This is a genomic window from Sphingomonas sp. CCH5-D11 (assembly GCF_001557395.1).
Lineage (GTDB): Bacteria > Pseudomonadota > Alphaproteobacteria > Sphingomonadales > Sphingomonadaceae > Sphingomonas.
The window spans coordinates 1-10,009 of record NZ_LSKH01000123.1; the positions used below are offsets into that span (position 1 = coordinate 1).

9 protein-coding genes are annotated in these 10,009 nt (G+C 67.2%); 3 read left to right on the forward strand and 6 right to left on the reverse strand.

Annotation, left to right across the window (positions count from 1 at the left end; genetic code table 11):
- On the reverse strand, nucleotides 1–136 hold a 136-nt coding region (locus AX702_RS22005; RefSeq protein WP_197420530.1), incomplete at its 3' end, for a nitronate monooxygenase.
- Between the two features lie 264 nt (nucleotides 137–400).
- On the opposite strand from AX702_RS22005, the gene AX702_RS07955 reads away from it, so the two are divergent.
- Both AX702_RS07955 and AX702_RS07960 read left to right on the forward strand, forming a co-directional pair.
- Nucleotides 401–703 (forward strand): PadR family transcriptional regulator, encoded by a 303-nt coding sequence (locus AX702_RS07955; RefSeq protein WP_066778321.1) that lies wholly within the window; start codon nucleotides 401–403, stop codon nucleotides 701–703.
- Nucleotides 700–1,893: a hypothetical protein gene (locus AX702_RS07960; RefSeq protein WP_066778331.1), complete on the forward strand. Its 1,194-nt coding sequence runs from the start codon at nucleotides 700–702 to the stop codon at nucleotides 1,891–1,893. Before AX702_RS07955 ends, AX702_RS07960 begins: the two co-directional genes overlap by 4 nt.
- 62 nt (nucleotides 1,894–1,955) lie before the next feature.
- On the opposite strand, the gene phbB is transcribed toward AX702_RS07960, so the two are convergent.
- Genes phbB through AX702_RS07975 form a run of 3 tightly spaced genes read right to left on the reverse strand, consistent with a single transcriptional unit; the run spans nucleotide 1,956 to nucleotide 5,925 of the window.
- Nucleotides 1,956–2,678, reverse strand: coding sequence for an acetoacetyl-CoA reductase (gene phbB, locus AX702_RS07965; RefSeq protein WP_066778332.1), 723 nt, complete (start codon nucleotides 2,676–2,678; stop codon nucleotides 1,956–1,958).
- Between the two features lie 32 nt (nucleotides 2,679–2,710).
- Nucleotides 2,711–3,718: a ferrochelatase gene (gene hemH / locus AX702_RS07970; protein WP_066778334.1), complete on the reverse strand. Its 1,008-nt coding sequence runs from the start codon at nucleotides 3,716–3,718 to the stop codon at nucleotides 2,711–2,713.
- Complete coding sequence (locus AX702_RS07975; protein WP_066778335.1) at nucleotides 3,715–5,925, reverse strand: xanthine dehydrogenase family protein molybdopterin-binding subunit; 2,211 nt, start codon at nucleotides 5,923–5,925, stop codon at nucleotides 3,715–3,717. Before AX702_RS07975 ends, hemH begins: the two co-directional genes overlap by 4 nt.
- 179 nt (nucleotides 5,926–6,104) lie before the next feature.
- On the opposite strand from AX702_RS07975, the gene AX702_RS07980 reads away from it, so the two are divergent.
- The gene (locus AX702_RS07980) at nucleotides 6,105–6,635 is read left to right on the forward strand and encodes a winged helix DNA-binding protein (protein ID WP_066778336.1); all 531 of its coding nucleotides are present in this window, start codon (nucleotides 6,105–6,107) and stop codon (nucleotides 6,633–6,635) included.
- Between the two features lie 207 nt (nucleotides 6,636–6,842).
- Here the strand turns inward: AX702_RS07980 and AX702_RS07985 are convergent, their stop codons facing one another.
- Both AX702_RS07985 and AX702_RS07990 read right to left on the reverse strand, forming a co-directional pair.
- Nucleotides 6,843–8,474, reverse strand: a complete 1,632-nt coding sequence (locus AX702_RS07985; protein WP_066778339.1) for a long-chain-fatty-acid--CoA ligase — start codon at nucleotides 8,472–8,474, stop codon at nucleotides 6,843–6,845.
- Nucleotides 8,475–8,602: 128 nt separating this feature from the next.
- On the reverse strand, nucleotides 8,603–9,760 hold the full coding sequence (locus AX702_RS07990) for an acyl-CoA dehydrogenase family protein (protein WP_066778341.1): 1,158 nt from the start codon (nucleotides 9,758–9,760) through the stop codon (nucleotides 8,603–8,605).
- Nucleotides 9,761–10,009: the final 249 nt, after the last annotated feature.

A 10,009-nucleotide genomic window follows, 5' to 3' on the forward strand; every position in this document is an offset into this window, starting at 1 on the left:
CGTCAGTCGCACCCACGCCGATCGACCCCAGCCCGCCCGCCTCCGACACCTCGGCCGCGAGCAGCGGCGTCGACACGCCAGCCATGGGCGCCTGGATCAACGGCAATGCGAGGTGAAAGCGATCGGCAAGCGACATGGGCTAGGGTGTAGGCGCTGCAGTGCGCCGGTTGGAAGGGGCTTGCCGCTCCCGTGCTTGCAAGGAAGCGAGCGGGCCGCCGATCGCACTGACTGGTTCACGCGACTGCCCGTCTCAAGCGGCACCACCACCGGCCTACTTTGCCCCTGCAGGCGTCGGTTGCTCGCAGAAGCTGCCGTCCGTCCGTGACGTTGGCGCAGCCGGCAACCTGCTGAAGCAAAATCACCGTTTGACTTATAGTCTATCTAGGTAGAGAAGTTGCGTATGCGTGCCCTTTCCCCTCATGCGCGAACGGTGCTGGCCGTCTTGCTCGATGCCAGTGGCCGTTGGTCGCACGGCTATGAACTGGCGCGGATTGCCGGTGTGAAATCCGGCACGCTTTACCCGCTCCTGATACGGCTCGAGGCGCAAGGTTTCCTTGAAGCGGAATGGCAACAGCCGAGCGAAGGCGGGCGCCCGCCGCGACATGCCTATCGGCTGACCGCCAGCGGGGTGGAGCTTGCCCGCGCCAATCCGCCGGTGTCGACAACAACGCCGGCCGCGAAGCGGCGCGAGGCCATCATATGAGTTTCACGCCTGGCGATGCGGGGCTGCGCCGCCGTCTTGCCGATCTCGTCTGCCGGGCGCTTCAAGCGATGCTGCCGCCGGCGCTGCAATCCTGGGGCTGGGCGATCCGGTGCGAGACATCGGGCATCGCCAACGACACCACGGCCCTTCTGTTCGCGATCCACAGCCTGTGCGGGCTCATCCCGCAGGCAATCGCATCGCATCTGTCCCAGCCTTTCGCCTCGCGGATCGGCGATGGCGATCCGTTCGCCGGAGGTTCCACAGCCATGAACATCAATGACGCCCTGACACGTCGCCCGCGTACGATCGGCATCGTCTGTGCGATCGGTGCCGTCATTCTCGGCCTGGCCTATATGGCGGTGGCCGGCGCGCCGGGGCGCTATCTGGGCATCAACGCCGGGGCGCTGGCGATCGGGCTGACGATGCTGGCGCTGCTCGGGCAGATCCAGACGACCGGGCGGCAGGTGATCGGCGCAGCCATTGCGGCGATGGCAGCGGCGTTGCTCGCGACGGCGCTCCTCGGCGCGCGGGCGGATGGTGCCGCGCGCTGGGTGAGCCTGGGTGGACTGGCCGTTCAACCAAGCTCGATCCTGGTGCCGCTCATGCTGGTCGCCTTCTCGCGCGCCCGTAGCGTGCTGGCCACGGCTGGCATCGTCGCTGCCGCTGCTGCCGTGGCGCTGCAGCCCGACCGGGCAATGGCGGGGATCCTTTCGCTGGGCCTCGCCGCGCTGGCGGGCACAAGCCGCGATCGCCACGTCATGGTGGCGCTGGCCGCGAGTGTCGCGGCCTTTGGCGCAACCATGGTCCGGGCCGACACGCTGATCGCGGTCCCGTATGTCGACCAGATCCTCTATTCGTCGTTCGACCTGCACGCCGGTGCGGGCCTGGCGATATGGATCGGGCTGGCGCTGCTTCTGATCCCGGCGATCATCGGCTGGCGCCGCGATGCGGACAATCGGGCGACCTATGCGGTGTTCGGCGCAGTCTGGTTCGCCACGATCGTGGCCGCCGCGCTGGGCAATTATCCGACGCCGCTTGTGGGTTACGGCGGCAGTGCGATCATCGGCTATGCGCTCAGCCTTGTGGGGCTGCCGCGACGCTGCGGCGCGATTTCCGAAACGGTCCGCCAGGCGCGCACGGAGGTGGCGGCGACGCTGCCGGACCGGCATCTGCGCGTCGGAATGGCCTGACCCGGTGGCAGACGGAGTCCAATAAAGGCCCGGTCCTCACCGCGGCGGCGCGCCTGCGCCGCTCAATACATATGCTGGCCGCCGTTGATGCTGAGCGTCGAGCCGGTCACGAAGCCGCCTTCCTCCGAGCAGAGGAACGCCACGCCGCGGGCGATCTCATGCGCCTGGCCGAGGCGGCCGACGGGGATGCGTGCGACGATCTTGTCGAGCACGTCGGCGGGCACCGCAGCCACCATGTCGGTGTCGATATAGCCAGGCGCGATGGCGTTTACCGTCACGCCGACGCGCGCGCCCTCCTGTGCCAGCGCCTTGGTGAAGCCGTGGATGCCGCTCTTGGCCGCGGCATAATTTACCTGGCCGTACTGCCCCGCCTGGCCGTTGATCGAGCCGATGTTGACGATCCGGCCCCAGCCGCGCTCGCGCATGCCGGGGAACACTGCCTTGGCCATGTTGAAACAGCCGCCAAGGTTCGTGTCCATGACATCCTTCCACATCTGATAGGTCATCTTCAGGATCGTGCCGTCGCGCGTGATGCCGGCATTGTTGACCAGCACATCGACCGGGCCGAGCTCCGCCGCCACTTGCGCAACGCCGGAAAGGCAAGCTTCATGGTCGCTCACGTCCCATTTATACGCCTTGATGCCGGTGCGTTCGGTGAAGTCGGCAGCCGCCGCGTCGTTGCCGGCGTAATTGGCCGCGACGGTCAGGCCCAAGTCCTCCAGCGCGAGGCTGATCGCTTCACCAATGCCGCGCGTGCCGCCGGTGACGATCGCTACCCGTGTCATGCTCCGTTCTCCCTCGCTCAGGCGCGGCGAGGCTAGGGAAGCGCCACCCAGCCTTCAAGCTCCCGGGCGAGGAGAGTGCGCAACAAATCCATGCCGACCGCGCTGTTGTTGAGGCAGGGGAGATAGGCGAAGTGCGTGCCGCCCGCCTCCATGAACGTCTCACGCCCGCGGATCGCCAGTTCCTCCAGCGTTTCCAGGCAGTCGGCGGAGAAGCCTGGGGCGACGATCGCGACCTTGCGGATGCCTTTGGCGGGCAGTTCCTGCAGCACCACATCCGTCGCGGGCTCCAGCCACTTGGCCCGACCGAAGCGGGACTGGAACGTCACCATCACCTCGCGGCCAAGCGCCTCCTGCACCAGGCGCGCCGTCTTGTGGCAATGACAATGGTAGGGATCGCCGAGCCGCAACGTGCGCTCCGGCATGCCATGAAAGCTGGTCAGCAGCGCGTCGGGCGTGAAGTCGAGCGTCGCCAGGCTGCCCTCGATCGATGCCTTGAGCGCGTCAATATAGGCGGGATCGTCGTGATAGGGCGGCAGGGTGCGCACCGCCGGCTGCCAGCGCATCGCGGCGAGCCGGGCAAACGCCTTGTCATTCGCGGTGGCCGTCGTAGCGCCGGAATATTGCGGATAGAGCGGAGCAAGCAGGATCCGCTCGCACCCGGCATCCTTCAGCGCCTGGAGGCGATCGCCAATGGCGGGACGGCCGTAGCGCATGGCATAATCGACCGTGACGTTTGGCCCGAAGGCGCCCTCCAGCGCATGGGCCTGGGCGCGGGTGATGGCGGCGAGCGGCGATCCATCCTCGCGCCAGACCTGTTGATAGGCATGAGCGGACTTCTTTGGCCGGGTGGTCAGCACCGCGCCGCGCAGGATCGGCTGCCAGAGCAATTTGGGCAATTCCACCACGCGCGGATCGGACAGGAACTCCGCCAAATAGCGGCGCACCGCCGGCGCGTCGGGCGCGTCCGGCGTGCCGAGGTTGATCAGGAGCACACCCACGCGACGTGGCGGTATCGGCGGGTGATCGGCTGGCTTTTTCATGCAGGTCCAAACGGTAGATGGCGCGGCCGGTTGCCGGTGGCGGACGCAAGCGCATTGGCAATGGCAGGCGCGACGGCGGGAACGCCCAGATCGCTGACGCCGCCCGGATCGGCGGCGCTCGGGATCAGCTCCACGGTGATCTCGGGCGTGTCGGCCAGGCGCGGCAGGCGAAGATCGCCCAGCGTGCGAGCGTCGGCGATCCCGGCCTGGAAAGATGGCGAGCGGCCGGTGGCGAGCGCGATGGCAAACATGATGCCGCCCTCGACCTGCTGACGCACGATATCCGGGTTGATCGCGCGGCCGCAATCGACCGCTGCGACGACGCGCGATACCGCCGGACGACCGGTGGCGTCATAATGTGCCTCGGCCAGCACGGCGATCATGCTGCCGGCCATGGCGTGGCAGGCAAGCCCCTGTCCGCTGCCGGGCCGCCCGCCGTCCCAGCCGCCAAGCGACGCTGCGGTGGTGAGACAGCGGGCGAGGCGTGCGTCGTGCCCGAGCATGGCGATACGGAACGACATCGGCTCCGCGCCGGCACGGTGCGCCAGTTCATCGATGAAGCATTCGGTGAAAAAGGCGTTCGCCCGATCGGCGCCGCCGCGAAGATGCCCAACCGGCAGGGCGATGTCCGCGCGGTGATGATCCACGGCGAGCGCCGGAAGCCCGTAAGCCGGCACCGCGCCCGACATGGCATAACCATCCGCCCGGCGGGGCAGGGCGCTGGCCATGCGGGCGAGCGGATCGGCGTGCAGCAGCCGTTCTGTCAAAGCGGCGCCGGTGGCCGGCGTGGCGATCCGCGCATGCCAGCCGAGAATGCGCCCATCGCTGGACAGGCGGGCGGCCATGCGGGCCTTGGCGGGGGCACCGACACGATCATGCAGGATCGCCTCCCGCCGCGACCAGGTGAGCTGGACCGGGCGCCTGACGGACAGCGCGATCATCGCGGCCTGCACGACAGCATCATGTTCCAGCGACTGGCCGAACGAGCCGCCGACCAGCATCGGATGGATCGTCACGGCGCTTTCGGCCACGCTGAGCGCCCGCGCCGCTGCGGCACGCGCCAGGCCCGGCGCCTGGGTGGGGAGCCACAATTCCAGCCGATCACCATGCCACCAGGCAGTGGCGGTCGGCGTTTCGAGCGCAGCGTGCATGCCGATGCCGACGGAATAATCGACGCGGGCGACATCGCCGCGCAGCACATCCGCAATGTCGCCGACGCCGGCGTGCCGATCGCCCTCGACCTGCAACGCGGCATCGAGCGCACGGGCGATCGCCGCGCTATCGGCCAGCATGCCGCGCGTCTCGAAGCGCGGTCGTAGCGCCGCCACGCCCTGGATCGCGGCCCAGCCATTGTTCGCGACCGCGGCCACCCAATGTTCGTTCTCCACGACGGCGAGAACGCCCCGGACCTGGTCCGCCGCCGCCTTGTCGACCCGCACCAGCCGGCTCGCGCCGCCTGCGGGCCCCTGCGCGATGCTGGCGAACACCATGTCGGGCAGGCGCACGTCAGCGGTGAAGTTCGCCGACCCGTCCACCTTGGCCGGCGCATCCAGCCGCGGCAGCGATTGGCCGGCAAGCCGCCCTTCATCGCCGATGCGCAGTGGCAGCTCGTCGGGCAGATCGAAACCGGCCGCTGCGGCCGCCAGCTCCCCGAAGCGCAGGCGGCGATTGCCGCTGACCACCATGCCGTCGCTGGTTTCGCACTGCTCCCAATCGATCTCCCAGCGCGCCGCCGCCGCCTTGGCCAGCAGCACGCGCGCGGCGGCGCCTGCCTCCCGAAGCGCATCCTCGAACATGCGCACGGAGGTGGAGCCGCCGGTCAGCAGCAGGGCGGAACGAACCCAGTGTTCGCGCCGGATCGCATCGGGCACGTGTGCGAGGCCGCCATCGAAGAGCGCCTTGGCCGCCAGGGGATTGGCATAGACCGGGTTCAGCGGCGCGGCTTCGACACCGATCGTCCGCCAGTCTGCGCCAAGCTCATCCGCCACGATTTGCGGGAGGGTGGTGTAGACACCCTGGCCGTGCTCCGCCTGTGGCACGGCGACCGTGATGCGGCCGCTTTCCGCGATCTTCAGCCACGACCCGATCGGCGTTTCCCCGCGCTGCGGCGCCAGATCTACGGCATAGCGGCGCGGCCAGGCAGCCCAGGCGACGGCAAGGCCAAGGCCGGCCCCGCCCGTGACCAGCAAGGATCGGCGCGAAATCATCCCGCCCGCTTAGCGCGCGTCGGACGCCGCGTCATGATGCCACGCGGCCGATGTGGTTAACTTTATGATAAGACCAGAAAAACTGTTTTGACACGGGTTGTTGCCGGAACGGATATGTTGTTCAAGCGTAGGGCTGGGAGCATCCGGCGGAAACACGCCGGCACAAGGGGAGTTCGGAGATGGCCATGGGAGCCGACGATAATCCTATTCTTGAACGAATCGAGAAGGTGTTGGCCGAGCTTTCCAAAACGATCTCCACTCCGCCCATCCCTCCCAATGCCGATGTGGTAGCGGCTATAGAAGCGACCGCGCCGTCAGCCCCTGCCGCGTCGATCGCCGCCGCTCGGCTGAATGTCGCGATGGGCTGGATCCGATCGCGCGCTTGTCGCGACCGCGCATTCGGGGACGATCTGTTCTTCGATCCGGCGTGGAGCATCCTGCTGGAGCTCTACGTCCACCACCGGCAGCGCACCGCCACGTCCATCACGTCATTGTGCCTGGCCGCCAAAGTGCCGCCCAGCACCGGGCTGCGCTGGGTTGCGCTTCTGGAGAAGCGCGGGCTGGTGATCCGTGAGGCGGATCCATTCGACAAGCGCAAGAGCTATGCGCAACTGACGCCTGAAGCCATTGCGCGGGTCGAGCGCGCGCTGGACGATACGATCGACAGCAATCGCCAGCTAGGAATCGAGTGCGTGCGGATGGTCAATTAGGTCAATCGCTTGCTGCACATGAAGTGCGGCAAGCGACAAGGCCTGCGCATCGGGACCATCTTTTTCCGGCGAGGTACGATCCAGACAGTCGAGCACAAGGCGCAACATCGCCGTGCATTCGGCCGCCGTGACCTCTTTCAATTGGGCGCCCATGGCGGAATAGCGGATTGCCAGAAATTTTGTTCCTTAGCAATCCTAACTATTTAATCAGCCCGGTGACCCCGGCAGAACATAGCCTTCCATGCGCTGACGGATCAGCTTCTTGTCTATCTTTCCCGTGGCGCCGAGCGGGATCTCTTCAACGAAAACAACGTCGTCGGGCATCCACCATTTGGCGATCCTGCCATGCAGGAAGGCGAGCAGATCCTCTCCGGTGGCGGATGCGCCCGGCTTCAGCTGGCACAGGAGGACGGGCCGTTCGTCCCATTTGGGATGCGCGACTCCGATCACCGCCGCGAGCGCCACGGCCGGGTGGCCGATGGCGATATTCTCGATCTCGATCGAACTGATCCACTCGCCGCCCGACTTCACCACATCCTTGGCGCGATCGGTGATCTGCATATAGCCGCGCGCGTCGATGGTGGCGACGTCGCCGGTATCGAAGAAGCCCTCCTCATCCAGGATGTCGCCGCCCTCGCCGCCGAAATAGGAGGAGACGATCGTCGGTCCCTTGATCTTCAGGTGGCCGAAGGTGTCGCCGTCGTGCGGCAGGACATGGCCATCATCGTCGGTCAGCTTGAACCTGAGCCCGCACATCAGGCGGCCCTGCTTGATCTTGTAGGCGACCTGCGCGTCATCATCCATCGCGGCGACGTCCGCGCTGGGCGATGAGAGGGTGGCGAGGGGGGAGGTCTCCGTCATGCCCCAGCCCTGCGTGACCTCCACGCCGAAATCGTCGCGGAAGGCGCGGACGAGCATTTCCGGCACCGCAGAACCGCCAATGGTGACGCGCTGGAGCGAGTCGATCCGCCGCCCGGAGCTGCGCAGATACTGGAGCAAACCCTGCCAGACGGTGGGCACCGCGGCCGAGTAGGTGACGCCTTCGGATTCGATCAGATCACAGATGGACTCGCCGTCCATTCGCGGTCCGGGCAGCACCAGCTTCGCGCCGACCGCCGGGGCGGAATAGACGACGCCCCAGGCATTGGCATGGTACATCGGCACCACGAGCAGCACCGTATCGCGTGCGGACAGCGCCAGTGCATCGGCCTGAAGCGTCAGCATCGTGTGAAGATAGTTCGAGCGGTGCGAATAGAGCACGCCCTTCGGATTGCCGGTCGTGCCGCTGGTGTAACAGAGGCCGCAGGCGAGGTTCTCGTCAAACCCGCCCCAGGCATATTCCGCCGGCTCGCCCGCGATCCAATCTTCGAAGGCGGTGGCGGCATAGTCCGTCGCCGGCATGGACGCCGCATCGCACAGGAAGATCACCCGCTCGATGCCCGGCGCCTGCGGCAGCAGCTGCGCGACGATGTCGGCGCAGTTCGGATCGACGAGCAGGATGCGATCGCCGGCATGATTGGCGATATAGGCGATCTGTTCGAGGAACAGGCGCGGGTTCAGCGTGTGGAGCACCGCGCCCATGTTGGTCGCCCCATACCAGGCGGCGAGGTGGCGATGGGTGTTCCAGCCCATCGTCGCGACGCGGTCGCCCTGCCGGATGCCGGCGCGGGCGAGCGCCGCGGAGACGCGCTTCGCCATGGCGTGGACGGCGGAATAGTCGGTGCGGGTGACGGCGCCGGTCCAGTCGCGGGAGACTACGTCACGGGTCGGCGACCAGGTAGCGGCGTGATCAAGGAACGTGTCGACCGTCAGTTGCCCCGATTGCATCAGGCCCAGCATTGGTATCCTCTCCATCTTCCGTCATGCCGGGCTTGTCCCGGCATCCAGTCATCCGCGTACTCAGCGGCCGTCAGGTTTGCGGCACCCGTCATGCCGGAACAAGCCCGGCACGACGGTGTGCCGACGGGTCAACCCTGCGCCGCCTTCCAATCCCGCTTCACCTTCTTGGCGAGGCTCCATTTGTGGACTTCGGTGGGGCCGTCGTAGATGCGGAAGGCGCGCACTTCGCGGAACACCTGTTCCACGATCGTGTCGCCGCTGACGCCGGTCGCGCCCATCACCTGGACGCAGCGGTCGGCGATACGCATCAGCGCCTCCGAAACGGCGACCTTTGCCATCGAGCTTTCCACCGTGCCCAGCACGCCGGTGTCGAGCACGTCGGCGCACCAGTCGATCATCAGCTCCGCCTGCTTCAGATCGATGAGGTTTTCCGCCAGCATGAAGCCGACGCCTTCGTGGTCGACCAACGGCTTGCCAAAGGCGTGCCGGCGGTTGGCGTAATCGGTCGCGATCTCATGCGCCCGGGCGCAGGCGCCGTGCCAGCGCATGCAGTGGGTGAGGCGGGCGGGCGCGAGGCGGACCTGCGCAAGCTTGAAGCCGTCGCCCGGGTCGCCGAGCATCTGGTCGGCCGGCACGCGCAAATTGTCGATCGTGACCACGGAATGGCCGCCGGGCATCGAGCTGTCGATCGTGTCGAGGACGCGCTCGATGCGGATCGCGGGATCGGGCAGGTCGACCAGGAACATCGACGCGCCCTCGTCAGCCTTGGCCATGACGATGCCGACCTTCGCCCCGTCCGCGCCGGTGATGAACGTCTTGCGGCCGTTGATGACCCAGTGATTGCCATCGCGCACCGCAGTGGTCAGCATCATCGACGGGTCGGAGCCGGCGCCGCCATCCGTGGCGGGCTCGGTCATGAAGAAGGCTGAGCGCGCTTCGCCGGCGACCAGCGGCTTGAGGAAGCGCTCCTTCAGCTCCGGGCTCGCCTTCTGCCCGAGGAGATACATGTTGCCCTCGTCCGGGGCCATGACGTTGACCGCCAGCGGGCCGAGCGGGGAGAGGCCGGAGGCGCGCAGCACGTCCGCCGTCTCACGATGCGTCAGGTGGCCGCCGTCGGGCAGGATGTGCGGTGTCAGCACGCCCGCCTCGCGCGCGAGCCCGCGCATCTCCTGCACCAGCGCGTCGGATGGCCCGTGCGTCCCGCAGCGCGGATCGCGCTCATAGGGCACGATCCGCTCGCGCACGAACGCCTCGACCTTGGCGGCGATCTCCTGGCCTCTCGTCATCCCCATTCCCGCATGATTGTTGTCAGATGGGGGTGGCTTTGTCGTGTTTCGTTGTGTGTCGCCAGTTTTATTCGTTGGTCATCCTGGCCTTGCGGCGGGATCCAAGGTGCCGCGGATGCTGTCGCTGGAGGCATGAGCGCAGCGTGGGGGGAGGGTTGGATCCCGGATCAAGTCCGGGATGACCGGGCGAGTGGAGGCAGCGGCTCCCTTCTTCGTCATGCCGGGACAAGCCCGGCATGACGTTGTGGG

Excerpts from the sequence above, each read along its gene's own strand:
- phbB (WP_066778332.1), bottom strand. The coding sequence starts at position 2,678 with ATGACACGGGTAGCGATCGTCACCGGCGGCACGCGCGGCATTGGTGAA.
- AX702_RS07980 (WP_066778336.1), top strand. The coding sequence starts at position 6,105 with ATGGCCATGGGAGCCGACGATAATCCTATTCTTGAACGAATCGAGAAG.
- AX702_RS07975 (WP_066778335.1), bottom strand. The coding sequence starts at position 5,925 with ATGATTTCGCGCCGATCCTTGCTGGTCACGGGCGGGGCCGGCCTTGGC.
- AX702_RS07990 (WP_066778341.1), bottom strand. The coding sequence starts at position 9,760 with ATGACGAGAGGCCAGGAGATCGCCGCCAAGGTCGAGGCGTTCGTGCGC.
- hemH (WP_066778334.1), bottom strand. The coding sequence starts at position 3,718 with ATGAAAAAGCCAGCCGATCACCCGCCGATACCGCCACGTCGCGTGGGT.
- AX702_RS07955 (WP_066778321.1), top strand. The coding sequence starts at position 401 with ATGCGTGCCCTTTCCCCTCATGCGCGAACGGTGCTGGCCGTCTTGCTC.
- AX702_RS07985 (WP_066778339.1), bottom strand. The coding sequence starts at position 8,474 with ATGCTGGGCCTGATGCAATCGGGGCAACTGACGGTCGACACGTTCCTT.
- AX702_RS07960 (WP_066778331.1), top strand. The coding sequence starts at position 700 with ATGAGTTTCACGCCTGGCGATGCGGGGCTGCGCCGCCGTCTTGCCGAT.